General features: G+C 69.9%; 16 protein-coding genes. 14 read left to right on the top strand and 2 right to left on the bottom strand.

The features are described from left to right. Nucleotides 1-112 precede the first annotated feature (112 nt). From rpsA to WYM_RS02845, 5 genes are all read left to right on the top strand, one after another. Complete coding sequence (gene rpsA, locus WYM_RS02865) at nt 113-1,579, top strand: 30S ribosomal protein S1 (protein WP_019179319.1); 1,467 nt, start codon at nt 113-115, stop codon at nt 1,577-1,579. A 110-nt stretch (nt 1,580-1,689) separates the two neighbouring features. After that, the gene (locus WYM_RS02860; RefSeq protein WP_019179318.1) at nt 1,690-2,259 is read left to right on the top strand and encodes a GIY-YIG nuclease family protein; all 570 of its coding nucleotides are present in this window, start codon (nt 1,690-1,692) and stop codon (nt 2,257-2,259) included. 87 nt (nt 2,260-2,346) lie between these two features. Next, nucleotides 2,347-3,039 carry a hypothetical protein gene (locus tag WYM_RS02855; RefSeq protein WP_019179317.1) on the top strand — a complete coding sequence of 231 codons (693 nt, stop codon included), beginning with the start codon at nt 2,347-2,349 and terminating at the stop codon, nt 3,037-3,039. 90 nt (nt 3,040-3,129) lie between these two features. Beyond that, entirely contained in the window at nt 3,130-4,803 is a 1,674-nt protein-coding gene (locus WYM_RS02850; protein WP_083866121.1) for a sensor histidine kinase, read from the top strand. Further along, a complete protein-coding gene (locus WYM_RS02845; RefSeq protein ID WP_040568980.1) occupies nt 4,800-5,987 on the top strand; it encodes a hypothetical protein in 1,188 nt (395 codons plus the stop codon). Before WYM_RS02850 ends, WYM_RS02845 begins: the two co-directional genes overlap by 4 nt. Here the strand turns inward: WYM_RS02845 and WYM_RS02840 are convergent. Beyond that, entirely contained in the window at nt 5,977-6,726 is a 750-nt protein-coding gene (locus tag WYM_RS02840; protein ID WP_026059497.1) for a response regulator transcription factor, read from the bottom strand. The genes WYM_RS02845 and WYM_RS02840 overlap by 11 nt on opposite strands. Nucleotides 6,727-7,189: 463 nt before the next feature. On the opposite strand from WYM_RS02840, the gene coaE reads away from it, so the two are divergent. From coaE to uvrB, 3 genes are all read left to right on the top strand, one after another. Further along, nucleotides 7,190-7,828 (top strand): dephospho-CoA kinase, encoded by a 639-nt coding sequence (coaE, locus tag WYM_RS02835; protein WP_019179313.1) that lies wholly within the window; start codon nt 7,190-7,192, stop codon nt 7,826-7,828. A 25-nt stretch (nt 7,829-7,853) separates the two neighbouring features. Next, nucleotides 7,854-8,540, top strand: a complete 687-nt coding sequence (locus WYM_RS20960) for a hypothetical protein (RefSeq protein WP_019179312.1) — start codon at nt 7,854-7,856, stop codon at nt 8,538-8,540. A gap of 63 nt (nt 8,541-8,603) precedes the next feature. Further along, entirely contained in the window at nt 8,604-10,685 is a 2,082-nt protein-coding gene (gene uvrB / locus WYM_RS02825) for an excinuclease ABC subunit UvrB (RefSeq protein ID WP_019179311.1), read from the top strand. 54 nt (nt 10,686-10,739) lie between these two features. On the opposite strand, the gene WYM_RS02820 is transcribed toward uvrB, so the two are convergent. Next, nucleotides 10,740-10,994, bottom strand: coding sequence for a hypothetical protein (locus WYM_RS02820; protein WP_019179310.1), 255 nt, complete (start codon nt 10,992-10,994; stop codon nt 10,740-10,742). A 42-nt stretch (nt 10,995-11,036) separates the two neighbouring features. Between WYM_RS02820 and WYM_RS02815 the strand changes: the two genes are divergently transcribed. From WYM_RS02815 to whiA, 6 genes are all read left to right on the top strand, one after another. Continuing rightward, nucleotides 11,037-11,480: a MarR family winged helix-turn-helix transcriptional regulator gene (locus tag WYM_RS02815; RefSeq protein WP_192813701.1), complete on the top strand. Its 444-nt coding sequence runs from the start codon at nt 11,037-11,039 to the stop codon at nt 11,478-11,480. A gap of 130 nt (nt 11,481-11,610) precedes the next feature. Then, nucleotides 11,611-13,929 carry a 5'-nucleotidase C-terminal domain-containing protein gene (locus tag WYM_RS02810; RefSeq protein WP_019179308.1) on the top strand — a complete coding sequence of 773 codons (2,319 nt, stop codon included), beginning with the start codon at nt 11,611-11,613 and terminating at the stop codon, nt 13,927-13,929. Nucleotides 13,930-14,004: 75 nt separating this feature from the next. After that, entirely contained in the window at nt 14,005-16,929 is a 2,925-nt protein-coding gene (gene uvrA / locus WYM_RS02805; RefSeq protein ID WP_019179307.1) for an excinuclease ABC subunit UvrA, read from the top strand. Between the two features lie 4 nt (nt 16,930-16,933). Next, entirely contained in the window at nt 16,934-18,895 is a 1,962-nt protein-coding gene (uvrC, locus tag WYM_RS02800; protein WP_019179306.1) for an excinuclease ABC subunit UvrC, read from the top strand. A 27-nt stretch (nt 18,896-18,922) separates the two neighbouring features. Next, nucleotides 18,923-19,828, top strand: coding sequence for an RNase adapter RapZ (gene rapZ, locus WYM_RS02795; RefSeq protein ID WP_051008041.1), 906 nt, complete (start codon nt 18,923-18,925; stop codon nt 19,826-19,828). Nucleotides 19,829-19,906: 78 nt separating this feature from the next. Then, complete coding sequence (gene whiA, locus WYM_RS02790) at nt 19,907-20,884, top strand: DNA-binding protein WhiA (protein WP_019179304.1); 978 nt, start codon at nt 19,907-19,909, stop codon at nt 20,882-20,884. The last annotated feature ends 1 nt before the right edge of the window (nt 20,885 follow it).

Raw genomic sequence — 20,885 nt, 5'->3', positions numbered from 1 at the left:
CGAAAAACAATCCGCCTCGCCTCGGCTCGAGGCATCCGTCCGCGCGAGCGTGCCGGATGTCGTGAACAGGACCGGGGCCCGACACCCCAACCCAACAAGGACAACCCACTACATGACTAGCGCAACGACCGCCCCGGCCACCAAGCAGGTCGCGATCAACGACATCGGATCTGCCGAGGACTTCCTGGCCGCGGTCGAGAAGACTCTGAAGTTCTTCAACGACGGCGACCTGATCGAGGGCACCGTGGTGAAGATCGACCGCGACGAGGTCCTCCTCGACGTCGGCTACAAGACCGAGGGTGTCATCCCCTCGCGCGAGCTTTCCATCAAGCACGACGTCGACCCCAACGAGGTCGTCAAGGTCGGCGACGAGGTCGAAGCCCTCGTTCTCCAGAAGGAGGACAAGGAAGGCCGTCTCATCCTCTCCAAGAAGCGTGCGCAGTACGAGCGCGCCTGGGGCGACGTCGAGAAGATCAAGGAGAACGACGGTGTCGTCACCGGCTCCGTGATCGAGGTCGTCAAGGGTGGCCTCATCGTCGACATCGGTCTGCGCGGCTTCCTCCCCGCTTCGCTCATCGAGCTGCGCCGGGTCCGCGACCTCACGCCGTACCTCGGCCAGGAGATCGAGGCGAAGATCCTCGAGCTCGACAAGAACCGCAACAACGTGGTGCTCTCGCGCCGCGCGCTCCTCGAGCAGACGCAGTCCGAGTCGCGCACCACGTTCCTCAACAACCTGCACAAGGGCCAGGTCCGCAAGGGCACGGTCTCGTCGATCGTCAACTTCGGTGCGTTCGTCGACCTGGGCGGCGTGGACGGTCTCGTGCACGTCTCCGAGCTCTCGTGGAAGCACATCGAGCACGCGTCCGAGGTCGTCGAGGTGGGCCAGGAGGTCACCGTCGAGATCCTCGAGGTCGACCTGGACCGCGAGCGCGTCTCGCTGTCGCTCAAGGCGACGCAGGAGGACCCGTGGCAGGTCTTCGCCCGTACGCACGCGATCGGTCAGGTCGCGCCGGGCAAGGTCACCAAGCTCGTTCCGTTCGGCGCCTTCGTTCGCGTCGCGGACGGCATCGAGGGCCTCGTGCACATCTCGGAGCTGTCGGGCAAGCACGTCGAGCTCGCTGAGCAGGTCGTCTCGGTCGGCGAAGAGGTCTTCGTCAAGATCATCGACATCGACCTCGAGCGTCGCCGCATCTCGCTCTCGCTCAAGCAGGCGAACGAGTCGGTCGACCCCTACGGCACCGAGTTCGACCCGGCCCTCTACGGCATGGTCACGGAGTACGACGAGAACGGGGAGTACAAGTACCCCGAGGGCTTCGACCCCGAGACCAACCAGTGGAAGGAAGGCTTCGACGAGCAGCGCGAGAAGTGGGAGCAGGAGTACGCCGCCGCCCACGCTCGCTGGGAGGCCCACAAGGCTGCCGTCATCAAGGCCCAGGAGGCCGAGGCCGCCGCTCCGGCCGAGACCGGCTCGAGCTCGAACTCGAACTCGAACTCGTTCTCGTCCGACAGCGGCCCCGCCGGCACGCTGGCCGACGACGAAGCCCTCGCCGCACTGCGCGAGAAGCTCTCGGGTCGCTGATCCACACGTCGTAGAACCGACGCAGCCGAAAGGCCGTCACCACGGAGCGATCCGTGCGTGGCGGCCTTTCGCCGTTCGGCGGCGGTGGGGGTGGCCCGGCGTAGTCTCGCGTGGTGCCCCGGAACCGTCAGTCGCGCTGCCTCGTCGATGACCACGGATGCCGCGGTCCCGTCCCGGCGGACGCACCCATTCCGCTCTGCGAGGGGCATCTGAGCCTGGCAGCCGAGTGGGGCGACGCCCGGTACGGGATCACCGACGCCCTGCCGTCCGCATGCGTGCTGTGCGGGTCGCGCCTGGGCGTGCGACTTCCGTCGGGGTGGGTCTGCGCGGTGTGCGAGTGGCGGCACGGCGACATCCCGGACGACGAGCTGCCGCCGCCGCGCGTCGATGTCGTGTACTACCTCCGCTACGCCGATCGAGTGAAGATCGGGACGTCCGCTCATCCGCGTCAGCGCCTCGCCGCCATCTGGCACGAGGAGCTGCTGGCGTTCGAGCGTGGCGACCGGGCGCTCGAGCGACGCCGTCACGCGGAGTTCGCCGCGGAGCGCTTCCCGCGGACCGAATGGTTCCAGGCCTCGGACCGTCTGCTGGCCCACGTCGCCGAGGTCGCCGCCGGTGTCGAGGATCCCTGGAGCCTGCACGCGCGATGGGTGAGCGAGGCGGTCGCCCGCCGCGGGTGAGCCACGGCGCCGGCGACAGCCGCTGGTGCACAGCAGGTTCAAAGCTGGCGCGCCTAGCGTGATCAGCCCGACACCCTGGAGGACACCATGGGATTCCTCGACCGGCTCTTCGGCGGCGGCGACGACACCGCCCGTCAGGCACCGCCCGTCCCCTCGAACAGGTACCCCGGGCAGCCGGACGACGGCGGCTACGGCGCGCCCTCGAACCAGCCGCCCCCGAGCGAGGACGAACGGGCGATCGAGCGTTACCGGTACCTGCTCCGCACGGCGCCGCCCGAGACGATCGAGCAGGTGCATGCCGAGGCGTTCGGCAAGCTGACCGAGCCGCAGCGCCAGCAGGTCCTCGCCGACATCTCCGCCGGTCTCCCGCCCTCGGAGCAGCCGCGGGCAAGCGACCCGCGGTCCCTGGCACGGGCGGCGACACGCGCCGAGTACATGAACCCGGGGTTCATGGAGCGCACGATGGGGCCGCAGCGCCAGGGTCCGTCATTCGGCTCGATGGTCGGCTCGTCGATCCTCGGCACCGTCGTCGGCTACGTGATCGGGTCGGCGCTGGTGAGCTCGTTCATCGGCCCCGCCTTCGCGTCCGAGCAGGGAGCCGACGGCTCGAGCGAGGCCGCAGCAGAAGACGCCGGCGCGGGGGAGTCCGGCGGCGGAGCGGCATCCGATGCCGCCGCCGACGGCGGAGGCGGATGGGGCGATCCCGGCTCGGGTTGGGGCGGCGACGCGGCCTCGGGCGACGCGGGCGGCTTCGGCGACTTCGGCGACATGGGGTTCTGAGCGCCGCCACGGCATCCCGCATCGCCGCTCCCCGCGGCAACGGTCGCGCGCCCTCGACGTGCACGCCCCGGCATCCGTTACCGTCGCGGTATGACCACCGCGACGCCCGGCCGCGCCGGCGCGAGCCGAGGGCGCTCCGCGGGGCGACCCGCGCCGTCGCAGGATCCCGAGGTGGCGGACCGGGCGCGCGATCGCACCGCGACGCTGAATCAGCTGCTCCTCGCGGCAGTCGTCTTCGCGCTCGGCACGTTCGTCGCCCTGGGGCGGTTTCCGGGTGACGCGATGCTGTTCTTCGCGGGTGTCGTCGTGATCATCGTGACGACCGGCGCGACGCTCATCGTGCCCTGGAACCGGCTCCCGTACGGCTGGGTCGCCGTGGTGCCGGCCGTCGACTTCCTCGCCATCACCGCGATGCAGCTCGCCGCCCCCGATTCGGCCCTCGGACTGCTGTGGATCTTCCCCACGACATGGCTTGCCGGAGCCTTCGGGCTGCTCGGCCTGTGCGGAGTGGCCGCGGGAATCCTGGGCGCCGTCGCCCTCCTGACGAGCGTGACCGGCGCAGAACCGGCCTATCGTACGTTCCTGCTTCCGCTCGTGCTGCTGGCCGTGGCGGTGACGAGCCACCTCGGCACCCGACGGGCGGAGGCGCAGCGCACTCTTCTGGCCAAGCAGTCCCAGCTGCTGCGCAGCGTCCTCGCCCGCACGCGCCGCCAGGAGCAGGTCGTCCTCGAGGTGCTCGACGCGGTGGACTTCGGCGTCGTCCGGCTGGACGCGGCGGGACGGGCAGCGGTGACCAACGACGCACACGGGCGTCTGCAAGGACTGGATGTCGGCGATGCGGGCGTGCGCGCGTTCCGGGACGACGCCGTGACGCCTCTTCCCGCCGACGAGCTTCCGATCGAGCGCGTGCGCCGGGGCGAGTCCTTCGACGATCAGGTGGTGTGGTTCGGTTCCGATTCGAGCAGCCGGCGTGCCCTCACGATCACGGCCCGCCGCCTTGCCGACTCCGACGGCGCCGACGCCGGAGCCGTGGTCGTCTCGCGTGACGTCACGGCGGAGCTCAACGCGCTGCGCGCGCGCGACGAGCTGGTGGCCTCCGTCTCCCACGAGCTGCGGACACCGCTCACATCGATCCTCGGGTACCTCGACCTCGCCATCGAGGATCCGGACCTTCCCGAACCGGTGCGGGCGAACCTCGACATCGCGGAGCGGAACGCCGAGCGGCTTCTCCGCATCGTGGCCGAGATCCTGGCCGCCTCCAGCTCGTCGCCGTCGGCGGTCGAGGCATCCCTCGCACCACAGCGTCTCGACGCACAGGATCTCGCCCGCGCGGCGGCCGAGGCGGCTCTGCCGCGCGCAGCCACGCGCGCCATCACCATCGACACCACGGGGCTCGAGCTGGCGCCGGTGTGGGCGGACCCGCTGCGCCTGCGACAGGTCATCGACAATCTGGTGTCCAACGCGATCGACTACAACCGCGACGGGGGAACCGTGTTCGTCGGCACCACGACCGACGGCACGTCGAGCTGGATCCTCGTCCGCGACACCGGGATCGGGATCTCCGAGTCCGACCGCTCGCGGCTCTTCCACCGGTACTACAAGGCGGGCGCTGCGCGGCGGGCGGGCACGGGACTGGGATTGGCGATCGCGCGCGACATCGTGCGCGCCCACGGTGGCGAGATCGCTCTGCGCAGCACGCCGGGTGCCGGGTCGACCTTCATCGTCAAGCTGCCCGCGATGACCGCGGAAGGGAGCACGGCATGAGTCTTCACCTTTCCAGCGTGGTGGTGATCACGGCGCTCGTCGTGAACGTCAGCGGCATCCTGTTCATCCTCGAGACCTTCCTGCGGCGCGACGAAGGGGCAGGGCGCATCTGGTCGGTCGGCTTCCTCGCGGCCATGCTCACCACCCTCGCCTACGCGGTCTGGGCGCAATCGGACGGCGTCTGGTGGCCGATCGCCGTGGGCAACGCCGCCTTCGTGGCCGGCACCGGATTCATGTGGCTGGGATGCCGTCGATTCAACGGACGACGGATGATGTGGGCGGCGGTGGTGGTAGCCGTCGCCGTGGCAGCTGCGGGCCTCTCGGTCGCCGTCGAGGGCGACGCCGGCGGAGACTGGGCGGGCGCGCTGTGGATGTTCGGCGCGCTCGTGGTGTTCGCCGGGGCGGGCGCCGTGGAGTGCTTCCGCGGTGCGCTGCGCCGCTCGCGCTCGGCGTGGGTGCTCGGCGCCGTGCTGGCGTTCCAGTCGCTGTACTACGTGGCCCGCACGACGGTCTTCATCGTCGCGGGCCCCGAGACCGCCCTCTTCCAGACCGGGTTCGGCACGCTCGGCCTGAGCTTCCTCACGGTGACGCTCACCATCGTCGCCGTGGTCGTGACCTCGGTGCTCCGTGCATCGCGTGCCCCGATGCGCGGGTACCTGCCTCCGGCCGGGGAGCACCGCGCGATCGGCGGGATCGAGCCGCATGCGGCATTCGTCCGCAACCTCGGCGAGCTCTGCGGCCGGGCGGCGGTGCGTGGGGAGCCGGTGGCCGTGACGTCGGTGCGCATCGACGATCTCGAGCAGATCTTCAGCGCGTTCGGGAGCGAGGTCGGCGGTGCCGTGGGCGAGACGTGGCGGGCGAGTGTGCGCAAGCATGCACCCGCGAACGCGATGGTCGCCGAGGACGGCGCGACCGGCCTCCTCGTGGCACTCGCGGTGCCCTCGTCCCAGGAGGCGCGTCGGCAGGCGGGAGCGATCTACCGTGGGGTGTTCGACGACCTCGGGCGTGTGGGCGGCGGCGTGATCCCGGTCGTCGGCATCGGCATCGCCCTGTCCGACAGCGTCGGCGGCGAGCCGGAGAATCTCATCCGGGTGGCCCGTGAGGCGGCCAGCCGGGCCGCGACGAGCATCGAATCGTCCGTGCTGATCGGGGACGCCGACGGCGGTGCGCCGGTCACGCAGTGAGGCGGTACCCCACCCCCCGGACCGTCTCGATCCACCGCGGCTGGGCGGGGGACTCGCCGAGTTTGCGGCGCAGGTTGGCCACATGGACCTCGATCGCCCGGGCGTCGCTGTCGCTGACGAAGTCCACACCGGCGGGCTGATCGCTTCGCAGCATGAGAGCAAGGTCGGACTTGCCGCGCACTCGCCGGCCGCCGGCCAGCAGATCGGCGAGGATGTCGAACTCGCTGCGCGTCAGCTCGACGTCGGCGCCGTCCACGGTCACGATCCGCGTCTGAGCGTTCAGCCGGAGGCCGTGATGCTCGCGCCAGGCCTCCTCCGGTGCGGTCTCGCCCGCGTCAGAAGGCCCGACCGCGGGCGATGAGGCGACGTGCCTCGGGCGACGGAGCATCGCGTCGATGCGAGCGCGGAGTTCACGGGGCCGGAACGGCTTGGCGACGTAGTCGTCGGCGCCGGCCTCGAGCCCCTGCAGCGCGTCGATCTCCTCGGTGCGCGCCGTCAGCATGACGATGTACGTCGAGCTGATCGCGCGGATGCGCTTCGCCGTCTCGAACCCGTCCATCCCCGGCATGTTGACGTCGAGGGTGGTCACGAGCGGACGGTGCTCGCGGACCAGGTCGATCCCGGTCATGCCATCCGGGGCGCCGTGCACCTCGAAGCCTGCCTGGGACAGCACTGCGGCAAGGAGCGAGCGGATATCCTGCTCGTCCTCGATCACGACGGCGACGCGCGCTTGTTCCACCGATGCACCTTCTGGGGCGGACGAGTCGATCGCCGCCTCCGGGACGTCGGTCAGGATATCCCAGAACACGGATCGAAACGGGCCGGTGGCGTCGGGCGTCAGCATTTCGCCGCGCTCCGGGACGCGCGAGGGGCGGGGGATTTCCCCACGCCCCGCCCCGCGCGCGAACCCGCGGCACGGGCTGGAGTGGCGATCGCCCCCACGATCGCCGCTCCACCGTGCCCGTAACAGTCCCCAGCGCGCCCACGTGGGGCGTGCCTCATGCGTTCGGGCGGACATTCGCCGGATGTCACTTCGTCACCTCCGGCGATCGTGCCGCACCGTCCCCTGGTTCGCACTGCGAGCCTGTCCTTCGGGTGACACCGAAGTTACTCGCGCGTCCTCAGCGGCACCTCAAGCGCTCCTCAGGAAGAGCCGAAGGTTGCCTGCGCCGTCGTGGTGTCGGCCGTGGCATCCTCGAGTCATGCCTCTCGTCGCGCTCACCGGCGGCATCGCCTCCGGAAAGTCCACCATCGCCCGACGGCTCGCCGAGCACGGCGCCGTCGTCGTCGACGCCGACCAGCTGGTCCGTGAGGTGCAGCAGCCCGGTTCACCCGTCCTTGCGGCCATCGCCGCGGAATTCGGCGAGGGGATGCTGCGCCCCGACGGCTCGCTCGACCGCGGGACCCTGGGCGCTGCGGTCTTCGGCGACGCGGACGCGGTGGCGCGCCTGAACGCGATCGTCCATCCTGCGGTGCGCGCCGAGTCGGCGCGGCGGTTCGCCGAGGCGTTCACGGTCGACCCCGCCGCGGTCGTCGTGTACGACGTGCCGCTGCTCGTGGAGGCGCGCGTGAGCGACCCGTGGGAGCTCATCGTCGTCGCGCACGCTCCCGCCGACATCCGACGGCGCCGTCTGGTCGAGCTGCGGGGGATGAGCGAGCAGGAGGCGTCCGCCCGCCTCGCCTCGCAGGTGCCGGACGCCGCTCGGCTGGCGGTCGCTGACGTGGTGATCGACACAGCCGGGAGCCTGGATGACACGCTTCGTCAGGTCGACGCGCTGTGGACGGATCTCGATGCCCATCTCTCCCGGCGGGCCGTGTCGCGGGAGCCTCGCAAGGCGTAATCTGTCGTCAAGACGGAGGTGCCACATGGGCGTGTTCTCGAGGTTCCGGCGGCGCAAGGCGCCGTACCAGGCGCTCACGGACGAGGAGCGCATCTCGCGCTACATCTACCTCCTCAACACCCTTCCCGCGTCGGTCATCGAAAGCGCCCACGCGACCGCCTTCAAGGATCTCTCTCCCGAGCGACGGCGCGAGATGTTCGAGCAGCTGCGGCCGTTCATGGCGGACTCCGAGCGCGATGCCGCCTCGGACGACCCGACCGTGCTCGCGAAGCTGGTGCGCCGGGCGGAGGAGCATCGCGCACGTCGCGCGGCCGGCGGGGGAGCGGATGCCGCGACCGGCGTCGCCACTGCGACGGCGGTGCGACCGACCGCAGGCGACCCGGATGCGCAGCACGACCGGCGTGACGAAGTCGACGTGCGGGGGATGCTCGCCACGAGTGGCGTCATGCTCCTGGTCGCCAACAACGTCCTGGTCTCGAGCGCCGTGATGAGCTACTACACCGTCGGCGCCGGGTCCCTGCACCTCGGCGCGGAGCCGGGTTGGGTGGGCGAGACGTACGATCCCGGTGCCGGGGGCCTCGACGGCGGTGGGTTCGGCGGCGGCGGCGGTGATTTCGGCGGCGGCGTGGACGGCGGCGGCTTCAGCGGCGGGTTCGACGGCGGCGGCTTCGGCGGTGGCGGGTTCGACGGCGGCGGTGGCGGGTTCGGCTGAGCCGCGGCATCCGCCCTTCGCGAACACGGATCCCGTGTCGGACCCGGCGCCTACGCTTGATCCGTGCAGACCACTCGATCCGTGCGGCCCTTCGAGGTCGTCAGCGACTATGAGCCCTCCGGCGACCAGCCGCAGGCGATCGCCGAGCTCGCCGCGCGCATCAACGCCGGCGAGACCGATGTCGTCCTGCTCGGCGCGACGGGCACCGGAAAGTCCGCCACGACGGCCTGGCTCGTCGAGGCGGTCCAGCGCCCCACTCTCGTCCTGGCGCACAACAAGACCCTGGCGGCGCAGCTGGCCAACGAGTTCCGCGAGCTGATGCCGCACAACGCCGTCGAGTACTTCGTCAGCTACTACGACTACTACCAGCCCGAGGCCTACGTGCCGCAGACCGATACGTTCATCGAGAAGGACTCGTCGATCAACGCCGAGGTCGAGCGGCTGCGCCACTCCACCACGAACTCGCTGCTCTCGAGGCGCGACGTCATCGTGGTGAGCACCGTCTCGTGCATCTACGGCCTCGGCGCCCCAGAGGAGTACATGCGGGCGATGGTGGCGCTGCAGGTCGGCGAGGTCTACTCGCGCGACGCGCTGATCCGCAAGTTCATCGCCATGCAGTACAACCGCAACGACGTGGACTTCTCCCGCGGCAACTTCCGCGTGCGCGGCGACACCATCGAGATCATCCCGGTCTACGAGGAGTACGCCATCCGCATCGAGATGTTCGGCGACGAGATCGAGGCGCTGTACATGCTGCACCCGCTCACGGGCGATGTGGTGCAGCGCATGGAGTCGGTCCCCATCTTCCCCGCGTCGCACTACGTCGCCGGCACCGAGACCGTGCAGCGGGCGATCGGCACGATCGAGCACGAGCTGGAGCACCGACTGAAAGAGCTGGAGTCGCAGAACAAGCTGCTCGAGGCGCAGCGCCTGCGCATGCGCACGACGTTCGACCTCGAGATGCTGCAGCAGCTGGGCTTCTGCTCCGGGATCGAGAACTACTCACGCCACCTGGACGGCCGGATGCCCGGGGAGCCCCCGCACACCCTGCTGGACTTCTTCCCCGACGACTTCCTCATGGTGATCGACGAGTCGCACGTCGCGGTTCCGCAGATCGGGGCGATGTACGAGGGCGATGCCTCCCGCAAGCGCACCCTCGTGGAGCACGGCTTCCGGCTTCCGAGCGCAATGGACAACCGACCCCTGCGGTGGGACGAGTTCAAGGCGCGCGTGGGCCAGACGGTCTACCTGTCCGCAACGCCGGGACGCTACGAGATGGGCGTCGCCGACGGCGTCGTCGAGCAGATCATCCGCCCGACCGGCCTGGTCGATCCCGAGATCATCGTCAAGCCGTCCAAGGGTCAGATCGACGACCTGCTGGAAGAGATCCGCGTCCGCGTCGAACGTGACGAGCGCGTGCTCGTCACGACGCTCACCAAGAAGATGGCCGAGGAGCTCACCGACTTCCTCGGGGAGCACGGCGTGCGGGTGCGCTACCTGCACTCCGACGTCGACACCCTTCGCCGTGTCGAGCTGCTGAGCGAGCTGCGCGCGGGCGTGTACGACGTGCTGGTGGGCATCAACCTGCTCCGCGAAGGGCTGGACCTGCCGGAAGTCTCGCTCGTGTCGATCCTGGATGCCGACAAAGAGGGATTCCTGCGCAGCGGGACCTCGCTCATCCAGACGATCGGCCGCGCGGCGCGCAACGTCTCGGGGCAGGTCCACATGTACGCCGACACGATGACGGACTCCATGCGCAACGCCATCGAAGAGACCGATCGCCGTCGCGAGAAGCAGGTCGCGTACAACACGGCCCACGGCATCGATCCGCAGCCGCTGCGCAAGCGGATCGCCGACATCACCGAGGTGCTCGCGCGCGAGGCCTCCGACACCGATCGGATGCTGCGGGGCAAGGCGGCCGCCAAGACCAAGTCGGGCAAGGGCAAGTCTCCGACTCCTCAGCTGCGCCGGGAGGGGATCGCAGCGGAGGGGGCCGAGCAGCTCGAGGCGACGATCGCCGATCTCAGCACCCAGATGCTCTCCGCCGCCGGAGAGCTCAAGTTCGAACTGGCGGCGCGCCTGCGCGACGAGGTCCAAGACCTGAAGAAGGAGCTGCGGGCGATGGAGCGCGCCGGTCACGCCTGACTCGGAGCGCCGAGCGGCGTCATTCGAGGCACTTCGGACGGAGCCCGCCGAAGCTCAGGGGCAGTGCATCAGCGGCTTCGGCCCCGAGCGGTCGAACGTGTGCTGCGAGAGCGGCGCGCCGCAGAGCGGGCATGCGCGTTCGGCGCGCTCCGCCGCCGACGGCGGGGGCGCGGTCTCGTACGGCCCGACGGCTGCGGGCCCGGCGGCGCGGATGAGCTTGGCGTTGAACCAGGCGTACCACCCACCGGCCTCGCGTACGCGGACCCGCAGCGGCGGACGGGGAGGAGTGGGGGCATCCTGATCAGACATGTTTATTAGTGTACTAACAGTTAGCGTGTATAAGATCTGAGCGTGACAACTTCCTCGATCTCACCCGACGACGTGCTCAAGCTCGAGAACCAGGTCTGCTTCGCGCTCGTCACCGCCGCGCGCAATGTGGTCGGGATCTACCGGCCCATCCTCGAGCCTCTCGGTCTCACTCACCCGCAGTACCTGGTGATGCTCGCACTGTGGGAGGACTCGCCCCGGTCGCTTCGCGAGCTCGCGACCGAGCTGGCCCTCGAGCCGGCGACACTGTCGCCCCTCGTCAAGCGACTGGAGGCGCAGGGCCTGGTGACCCGCGCACGTCGCGGTGCCGACGAGCGGGTGCTCGATGTCGGGCTCACCGAGGCGGGTGCGGCACTGCGGAGGCGGGCGCTCACGGTGCCAGAGCAAGTGATGCGCAGCGTCGGCGCCGACGCGGAGGGCCTTCTCGCGCTGCGCGACGCGCTCGCCCCGTTCGCGGGTCACCGCTGAGGAACACGATTCCGTCCTAGGCGAATGCGGGGTCTTCTCTTAGGGTCGGAAGCGGTGCGATGTGGCCCTCCTCACCCGGCGGACTGACGACGCGCCTCCTGCACCGGCTCACAGAGAGAAGCACGCACCCATGCGATCTGGCCCGCGTCCCGCATCCCCGCCCCTCCGCCGACGTCTCGCGCTCGGCGCGACAGCCGCCGCCTGCGCGCTTGCCGCGGCGACATTCGTCGCGCCCGCCGCACAGGGCGCCGCCACCCCCGTCGAGATCGATCTCGTGACCGTGAACGACTTCCACGGCCGGATCGAGCAGGTGGCCCCCGCCGGTGGCATCGCCGCACTGGCCCAGGCCGTGAACCAGGTGCGCGCCGGCAACCCGAACACGGTCTTCGCCGCGGCCGGCGACATGATCGGCGCATCGACCTTCACATCGTTCATCCAGAACGACGTGCCGACGATCGAGACGCTCAACGAGGCGGGCCTCGAGGTCAGCGCCGCGGGCAATCACGAATTCGACAAGGGCTGGGCCGACCTCGAAGGTCGCGTGCAGGATCTCGCCGACTGGGAGTACATCGCCGCGAACGTCTACGAGAAGTCGACGGGCCTGCCGGGTCTCGCGGAGTCATGGGTGAAGGAGATGGAAGGCATCAAGGTCGGCTTCATCGGCGCCGTGACCGAGGAGCTTCCCTCGCTGGTGAGCCCGGCCGGGATCCAGGACATCGAAGTCCGCGACATCGTGCAGAGCGTCAACGCCGTGGCCGACACTCTCACCGACGGTGTCGCCACCGACACCAACCTCGAAGCCGACGTGCTCGTGCTGCTCATCCACGAGGGTGCCCCCGGCACCTCGCTCGCAGCCTCGACAGATCCCGGCACCGCGTTCGGCGAGATCGTCAACAACGTCACGCCGAAGGTCAACGCCATCGTCTCGGGCCACACGCACCTGGCGTACAACCACGAGGTTCCGTACGCCGGCGACACCGGCATGCGGCCCGTCATCTCGTCGGGCCAGTACGGCGAGAAGTTCAGCGACATGCGGATCACCGTCGACCCCGACACGAAGCAGGTGCTGTCGATGGACAACACCGTCATCGACATGTACTGGGACCACGACGCGAACCCCGCGACCGCGACCGTGCCGCGTTACGCGGTTCCCGCCGGCGACCCGATCGCCACGTTGGTCGCCAGCGCCGTGGCGGCCGCCGAAGGCCCTGGCTCGGTCAAGCTCGGCGACATCACCGCCGACTTCAACCGCGCGAAGCAGGCGAGCGGCGCGGAGAACCGGGGCGGTGAGTCCACGCTCGGCAATTTCGTCGCGGATGCGCAGCTGTGGTCGGCGCGACGGACGGACCCGCAGACGCAGATCGCGTTCATGAACCCTGGTGGCCTGCGCGCCGACATGGCGTTCGCACCCGACGGCGTGCTCACCTACAAGGAAGCCGCGACCGTCCAGTCCTTCGCGAACACGCTGGTGACACTCTCCATGACGGGAGAACAGATCCGGCAGGCCCTCGAGCAGCAGTGGCAGCCGTCCGGCGCGACGCGGCCGTACCTCAAGCTCGGGATCTCGGCCGGCTTCGAGTACGTCTACGACCCGGCCGCTGCGCCGGGATCGCGCATCACACGGATGACTCTCGACGGCGTCGACATCGACCCCACGGCGTCGTACCGCGTCGTCGCGAACTCGTTCCTGGCGTCCGGCGGCGACAACTTCGCCGCCATCGGGCAGGGGACGAACAAGCGCGACACCGGTCAGGTCGACCTCGAGTCGATGGTGGCGTACATGGCCGAGATCGGCACCGCCACGCCCGATCTCGCACAGCGCTCGATCGGCGCGACCCTGCCCGCACCCGGCGCCCAGGGGTACGAGGAGGGGAGCACGTTCGACGTCGCGCTGTCGTCCCTCGACTTCAGCACCACCGAGCCGCGCGTGATGGCCGTGGACGTCGCCATCGCCGGCGTCGCCGCGGGATCCGGCGCCGTCTCGCCCTCCCTGCCCAGCACGCACGCGGATGGCAGCGGCACCGCCACGGTGACGGTGACGGTTCCCGAGGGGGCCACGGGGTCTGCGCCGGCCGGAACGTCCGTGCCGGTGCCCCTCACGGTCACCACCGCCACCGGCACGAGCCTCGACATCACGATCCCGGTGTTCGCGCGCGCCGAGAGCGCCACGGTCGGATTCGCGAACAAGATCATCGCGAAGGCGAACGCGAAGGTGAAGTTCACCGCGATCGTCCTCGCCGAGGGCGGTGTGCCGGTCGTCGGCGACGTGACCATCCTCGACGGCGATGAGGTGATCGCGACCGCGACGCTCGCCGCATCCGATCGGGGCGTCGTCAAGGTTCAGCTGCCTCCACTCGGCAAGGGGCTCCACCGGCTCTCAGCCGCGTACGGGGGCAGCGAGTCGGTGGCGCCATCCGACAGCCCGGCAGTCCCGGTCCTCATCTGGTAGCCGCCGCCCCTGACAGCAACCCGTGAAGGCGGGGTCTCCGGCGCCCGTGTCGGAGGCCCCGCCTACACTTGTCTGGTGCCCATCGTCCCTGTCGCCATGCCCGGAAACGCTGTCGGAAACAACAGCGGAAAGCTCAGTGTCCGCGGTGCCCGCGTGCACAACCTCAAGGACGTCGACCTCGATATCCCGCGCGACTCCCTGGTCGTCTTCACCGGGCTGTCGGGGTCGGGCAAGTCGAGCCTCGCGTTCGACACGATCTTCGCCGAAGGGCAGCGCCGGTACGTCGAGTCGCTGAGCGCCTATGCCCGGCAGTTCCTCGGTCAGGTCGACCGTCCGGATGTCGACTTCATCGAGGGGCTGAGCCCGGCGGTCTCGATCGACCAGAAGTCGACGAACCGCAACCCCCGCTCGACCGTCGGCACCATCACCGAGATCCACGACTACATGCGCCTGCTGTGGGCGCGGATCGGCGTGCCGCACTGCCCGGAATGCGGCGAGGTCATCCAGCGGCAGACCGTGCAGCAGATCGCCGATCAGCTCGTCGAGCTCCCCGAGCGCACCAGGTACCAGATCGTGGCCCCGGTCGTGAACCAGAAGAAGGGGGAGTTCGTCGACCTCTTCAAGGAGCTCGGTGCGAAGGGCTACGCACGCGCGATCGTCGACGGCGAGCTGGTCCAGCTCGCAGAGCCGCCGCAGCTGAAGAAGAGCTACAAGCACGACATCGCGGTCGTCGTCGACCGTCTGGTCGCGGCCCCCGGCATCCTGGACCGCGTGACCGACTCGGTCGAGACGGCGCTGTCGCTCGCCGGCGGGATCATGCAGGTGAACTTCGTCGATGAGGAGGGGGATGCCGCCTGGCAGTCCTTCTCCGAGAAGCTCGCGTGCCCGAACGGCCACCCGCTTCAGCTGACCGAGATCGAGCCCCGCACGTTCTCGTTCAACGCGCCCTTCGGTGCCTGCCCGACCTGCTCGGGTCTGGGCACCCGCATGTCGGTCGACACCGAGCTCATGCTCGGTGACGAAGACCTCTCCATTCGCGAAGGCGTGCTCATCCCGTGGACGACGCAGGGCAAGGGGCTCTTCCAGTACTACGAGCGGCTGCTCGAGGGCCTCGCCAGCGATCTCGGCTTCTCGCTGGACACCCCCTGGAAGCGGCTGCCGTCGGATGTGCGCGAGGCGGTGCTGCGCGGTGAGAACTACAAAGTCACCGTCAAGTGGAAGAACCGCTACGGCCGCGAGATGCGGTACTCGTCAGGGTTCGAGGGCGTCGTGCCCTACATCGAGCGCCAGTACACGCAGGCCGAGTCCGACACACAGCGTCAGCGCTGGTCGGAGTACCTGCGCGAGGTGCCCTGCCCGGTGTGCGACGGCGACCGGCTGAAGCCGGAAGTCCTCGCCGTGCTGGTGCACGGACACTCCATCGCGGATGCCTCGCGCCTGAGCCTGGGCGAGGCGCGCGAGTACTTCGCGAAGCTGACCCTCACCGAGCGCGAGGCCACCATCGCCGCGCAGGTGCTGCGCGAGATCCGCCTCCGGCTGGACTTCCTCATCAGGGTCGGCCTGGACTACCTCAGTCTCAGCCGCGCCGCCGCGACCCTCTCGGGCGGCGAGGCGCAGCGCATCCGCCTGGCGACGCAGATCGGCTCGGGCCTCACCGGCGTGCTCTATGTCCTCGACGAGCCGTCGATCGGCCTGCACCAGCGCGACAACCGCCGTCTCATCGAGACGCTCGTGGCGCTTCGCGACCTCGGCAACACGCTCATCGTCGTCGAGCACGACGAGGAGACGATCCACGCCGCCGACTGGGTGGTCGACATCGGCCCCGGCGCCGGCGTCAACGGCGGCGACGTGGTGCACTCCGGGCCCCTCGGCGAGCTGCTCGCCGACCGCTCGTCGATCACGGGGGACTACCTCTCCGGCCGCCGGGCCATCCCGACGCCGGCCAAGCGCCGCAAGATCGACAAGAGCCGGCAGGTGACCGTGGTCGGCGCGCGTGAGAACAATCTCAAGAACGTGACGGTCGACTTCCCGCTCGGCGTGCTCACTGCCGTCACCGGTGTCAGCGGCTCGGGCAAGTCGTCACTGGTCAACGGCATCCTGTACCAGGTGCTGGCGACCCGCCTGAACGGCGCACGCCGCGTCGCGGGCAAGCACACCCGCGTGACCGGGCTCGACAACCTCGACAAGGTGGTGCACGTCGACCAGGCGCCCATCGGCCGGACGCCGCGATCCAACCCCGCCACCTACACCGGTGTGTTCGACCGCATCCGCACGCTGTTCAGCGAGACCCCTGAAGCCAAGGTGCGCGGCTACCAGCCGGGCCGCTTCAGCTTCAACGTCAAGGGCGGGCGCTGTGAGGCATGCTCGGGCGACGGCACGATCAAGATCGAGATGAACTTCCTGCCCGACGTCTACGTGGACTGCGAGGTCTGCCACGGCAAGCGCTACAACCGCGACACGCTCGCCGTGCACTACAAGGGCAAGAACATCGCCGAGGTGCTCGAGATGCCGATCGCCGAGGCGGCCGAGTTCTTCGAGCCGATCCAGGCCATCCACCGCTACCTCAAGACCCTCGTCGACGTCGGCCTCGGATATGTCCGGCTCGGGCAGTCCGCGACGACGCTCTCGGGTGGCGAGGCGCAGCGCGTGAAGCTCGCCACCGAGCTGCAGCGACGCACCAACGGCCGCTCCATCTACGTCCTCGACGAGCCCACGACCGGTCTGCACTTCGAAGACGTGCGCAAGCTCCTCGAGGTGCTGAACGGGCTGGTCGACAAGGGCAACACCGTCATCGTCATCGAGCACAACCTCGACGTCATCAAGTCCTCCGACTGGGTGATCGACCTCGGACCCGAGGGCGGCTCCGGCGGCGGGCAGGTCGTCGCCATCGGGACGCCCGAGAAGGTCGCGCGTGTCGAGGGCAGCCACACGGGCGCGTTCCTCTCGGAGGTGCTGGGCCTGGGATCGAGGGAGCTCGTCGAGGCGCGCAAGGCCGGCTGACGCGATGGCACGATCCGCCCCCACGGTCTCGTACAAGCCCCGGCCCGGCGAGATCCCGACGAATCCCGGCGTCTACCGCTTCCGCGACGGCGACGGGCGTGTGCTGTACGTCGGCAAGGCCAAGAATCTGCGGGCGAGGCTGTCGAACTATTTCGCGCCGCTGCACACCCTTCACGAGCGCACGCGGCGTATGGTCACGACGGCCGCGTCCGTGGAGTGGACGGTCGTCGCCACCGACGTCGACTCGCTGCAGCTCGAGTACCAGTGGATCAAGGAGTTCGATCCGCCGTTCAACGTCCGCTACCGCGACGACAAGTCGTACCCCTTCATGGCGATCACGCTCGCCGACGAGGCCCCGCGGGTCATCGTCACACGCAACCGGCGCATTCCCGGCGCCAAGTACTTCGGGCCCTACCCGAAGGTGTGGGCGGTGCACGACACCATCGACCTGATGATCCGCGTCTTCCCGATCCGCACCTGCAGCGACTCCTCGTACAAGAAGGCGATGGCCAGCGGTCGGCCCTGCTTCCCCGGCCAGATCGGGCGCTGCGGCGGACCCTGCTCGATGAAGGTCACAATCGAGGAGCACCGAGCCGTCGTCGACGACTTCGTGGCGTTCATGGCGGGCGGCGATCAGCGGTTCACGCGCGAGCTCACCGCGCGGATGCGCGAGGCGTCGGCCGCGATGGACTACGAGGCCGCGGCGGTCTACCGCGACAAGCTGCAGGCGATCGACGCCGTGCTCAACAAGAGCGCGCTCGTGCTCGCAGCCGACACCGACGCCGACCTGTTCGGCATCGCCGAGGACGAGCTGGCCGCCACGGTGCAGCACTTCGTCATCCGCGGCGGCCGTGTGCGAGGCGTGCGGGCGACCACCATCGAGAAGGAGCTCGACATCTCGGGTGGGGACCTCGTCGATCAGGTGCTGCAGCGCACCTACGGCAATGCCCCGAGCACCGACATCCCGCGGCAGGTGCTCGTCCCCTCCATGCCGGAGGATGCGGCCGAACTGGAGGCTTGGCTGCGGGAGCGCCGGGGCAAGTCGGTGACCATTCAGGTGGCCCAGCGCGGACGCAAGGCCGATCTCATGAAGACGGCGAGCCTGAACGCCCAGCAGGCGCTGATGCTGCACAAGACGCGGCGCACCAGCGACTACGTCGCGCGCTCGCAGGCGCTGACCGATCTGCAGGAGGCGCTCGGCCTGGCCGAGGCTCCGCTGCGGATCGAGTGCTTCGACGTCTCGCACCTCGGCGGCACCAACGTGGTGGCGTCGATGGTCGTGTTCGAGGACGGACTGCCGCGCAAGGACCAGTACCGTTCGTTCGGCGTCGCCGAGACGACCGACGACACCGATTCACTGCATCAGGTGCTGATGCGGCGCCTCGCCTACCTCGATCGCCCGGACGACCCGGCTGCGGAAGCGGGCACCGTCTTCCCGGGGACGACGGACGCGGCATCCGTCGTCGCCCCGACGGACGAGATCGTCACCGATCCCGACGCCGAGGTCGTCACCTCTCGGAAGCGCCCGCGCTTCGCCTACCGCCCTCAGCTGCTCGTGGTCGACGGCGGAAAGCCGCAGGTCGAAGCGGCAGCGCGCGCGCTGGCCGACGCCGGGCACGAAGAGATCGCGCTGTGCGGCATCGCCAAGCGCCTCGAGGAGGTCTGGCTGCCGGGGGAGGAGTACCCCGTCATCCTGCCGCGGACATCCGAGGCGCTCTATCTGCTGCAGCGGCTCCGCGACGAGGCTCACCGGTTCGCGATCACCCACCAGCGCAAGCGCCGTCGCCGCGACATCCAGAGCGTCCTGACCGAGGTCCCGGGACTCGGCGACGCGCGGATCAAGGCGCTGCTGCGGCACTTCGGCTCGGTCTCGGCGCTCAAGAAGGCGACCCCCGACGAGATCGCGCAGCTGCCGGGCGTCGGCCCGAAGCTCGCGGCCGCGGTCCACGCGCACCTCTCCGCCTGATCGCTAGGCTGGAGAGCGGGGGTGGTCATGACCGAGGTGACGCGCAGCGACGCTCGACAGAGCGACGCTCGACAGACCGGCGAAGTCCTGATCGTGACGGGCATGTCGGGGGCGGGCAGGTCGACGGCGGCGAACGCGCTGGAGGACCTCGGCTGGTACGTGGTCGACAATCTGCCGCCGCAGATGCTCAAGCCGCTCCTGGACCTCACCGAGCTGGCCGCCGGTGTGCTCCCGCGCGTCGCCGTCGTGGTCGATGTGCGCGGACGCGACCTGTTCTCGGACCTTCCCGAGGCGATGCGCGCGCTCCGTGAGCGCCGGCAGATCCGGCTGATGTTCCTGGATGCCTCGGACGACGTGCTCGTGCGCAGGTTCGAGGCGGTGCGACGTCCGCACCCGCTGCAGGCGGACGGCACGATCCTCGACGGGATCCGCACCGAGCGCGGGCGCCTGGCCGCGGTTCGCGAGAGCGCGGACGTGATCATCGACACCTCGACCTACAACATCCATCAGCTCGCGACGCAGGTGAGCGACATGTTCTCCGAGGCGAACGCGGCCCGGCACACACTCACGATCCTCAGCTTCGGGTTCAAGTACGGACTGCCGCCGGACGCCGACCTGGTCGCCGACATGCGCTTCCTGCCGAATCCGTTCTGGAGCGAGGAGCTGCGAGCCCTCACCGGCGAGGACGCCCAGGTGCGCTCCTTCGTACTCGAGCAGGAGGGCGCGGCCGAGTTCATCGACGCGTATGCCGCGGCTCTCCGCCCGGTCCTCGAGGGCTACCAGCGCGAGAACAAGCGCCATTCCGTGGTCGCCGTCGGGTGCACGGGCGGCAAGCACCGGTCCGTCGTCATGGCGCGGGAACTGGCCGATCGCCTCGCGGCGATTCCCGGGGTCGCTGTGCGCGTGAAGCATCGCGACCTGGGCCGGGAATGAACCGGTCCGGGCTGGGTGCGAGTCGACAGCCCGAGTAGGCTTGTCCCTCGTTCCCGAACCCATCCGCGAAGGAGACCCGTGTCGCTCACTGCTGACGTGAAGGCCGAGCTGATCACCGTGCGCGACCCACGCCCGACGGCCCGCGTGGCAGAGCTGACCTCGCTGCTCCGTTTCTCCGGCGGCCTCCACTCGATCGCGAACCGCGTTGCCGTCGAGGCCGAGCTCGACTCCGACATCCTCGCGCGGCGCACCGCTCGCGATCTCGTCGAGCTCTACGGCGTACGCCCCGAGCTCGTGCACGTGCAGGGCTCCGGCGCCCGCAACGGCAGCCACTACGCCGTCCGGGTGATCGAGGGCGGCGAGACGCTCGCGCGCCAGACCGGGCTTCTCGATCAGCGCCGCCGACCGGTGCGCGGACTGCCGAACAAGCTGACCACCGGATCGCGCGGCGATCTCGCCGCCATCTGGCGCGGCGCCTTCCTCGCCGCCGGATCCCTCAGCGAGCCGGGCCGGTCGGCTGCGCTCGAGATCACGTGCCCGTCCTCCGAGGCCGCGATGGCCCTCGTCGGCGCCGCCCACCGGCTCGGGATCGCCGGCAAGGCCCGCGAGGTGCGGGGCGTGCCCCGCGTCGTCGTCCGCGAGGGAGAGGCGATCCGTGCGGCGCTGGCCGCCATGGGCGCGGCGCGCGCGGCCGCCGACTGGGACCAGATGCGCCAGCGGCGCGAGGTGCGCGCCGGCGTGAACCGCCTCGTCAACTTCGATGACGCCAACCTGCGGCGATCCGCGCAGGCCGCCGTCGCCGCCTGCGCACGCGTCGAGCGAGCCCTCGAGATCCTGGGCGACGAGGTGCCCGAGCACCTGCGCGAGGCCGGCGCGCTCCGCCTGGCCCACCGCGATGCGAGCCTCGACGAGCTCGGGCACCACGCCGACCCGCCGCTGACGAAGGACGCCGTCGCCGGACGCATCCGCCGGCTGCTCGCGATGGCCGACAAGAAGGCCGACGTCGACGGCATCCCCGGCACCGAGTCGGCCGTCCCGGCGGGTCTCGAGGACTGAG

The sequence above is a fragment of the Microbacterium yannicii PS01 genome (genome assembly GCF_000304335.1).
In the GTDB taxonomy this organism is placed as follows: Bacteria; Actinomycetota; Actinomycetes; order Actinomycetales; family Microbacteriaceae; genus Microbacterium; species Microbacterium yannicii_A.
This window is presented reverse-complemented; position numbering and strand designations above follow the sequence as displayed.

Excerpts from the sequence above, each read along its gene's own strand:
- rpsA (WP_019179319.1), top strand. The coding sequence starts at position 113 with ATGACTAGCGCAACGACCGCCCCGGCCACCAAGCAGGTCGCGATCAAC.
- WYM_RS02855 (WP_019179317.1), top strand. The coding sequence starts at position 2,347 with ATGGGATTCCTCGACCGGCTCTTCGGCGGCGGCGACGACACCGCCCGT.
- WYM_RS02850 (WP_083866121.1), top strand. The coding sequence starts at position 3,130 with ATGACCACCGCGACGCCCGGCCGCGCCGGCGCGAGCCGAGGGCGCTCC.
- WYM_RS02845 (WP_040568980.1), top strand. The coding sequence starts at position 4,800 with ATGAGTCTTCACCTTTCCAGCGTGGTGGTGATCACGGCGCTCGTCGTG.
- coaE (WP_019179313.1), top strand. The coding sequence starts at position 7,190 with ATGCCTCTCGTCGCGCTCACCGGCGGCATCGCCTCCGGAAAGTCCACC.
- WYM_RS20960 (WP_019179312.1), top strand. The coding sequence starts at position 7,854 with ATGGGCGTGTTCTCGAGGTTCCGGCGGCGCAAGGCGCCGTACCAGGCG.
- WYM_RS02820 (WP_019179310.1), bottom strand. The coding sequence starts at position 10,994 with ATGTCTGATCAGGATGCCCCCACTCCTCCCCGTCCGCCGCTGCGGGTC.
- WYM_RS02810 (WP_019179308.1), top strand. The coding sequence starts at position 11,611 with ATGCGATCTGGCCCGCGTCCCGCATCCCCGCCCCTCCGCCGACGTCTC.
- uvrC (WP_019179306.1), top strand. The coding sequence starts at position 16,934 with ATGGCACGATCCGCCCCCACGGTCTCGTACAAGCCCCGGCCCGGCGAG.
- rapZ (WP_051008041.1), top strand. The coding sequence starts at position 18,923 with ATGACCGAGGTGACGCGCAGCGACGCTCGACAGAGCGACGCTCGACAG.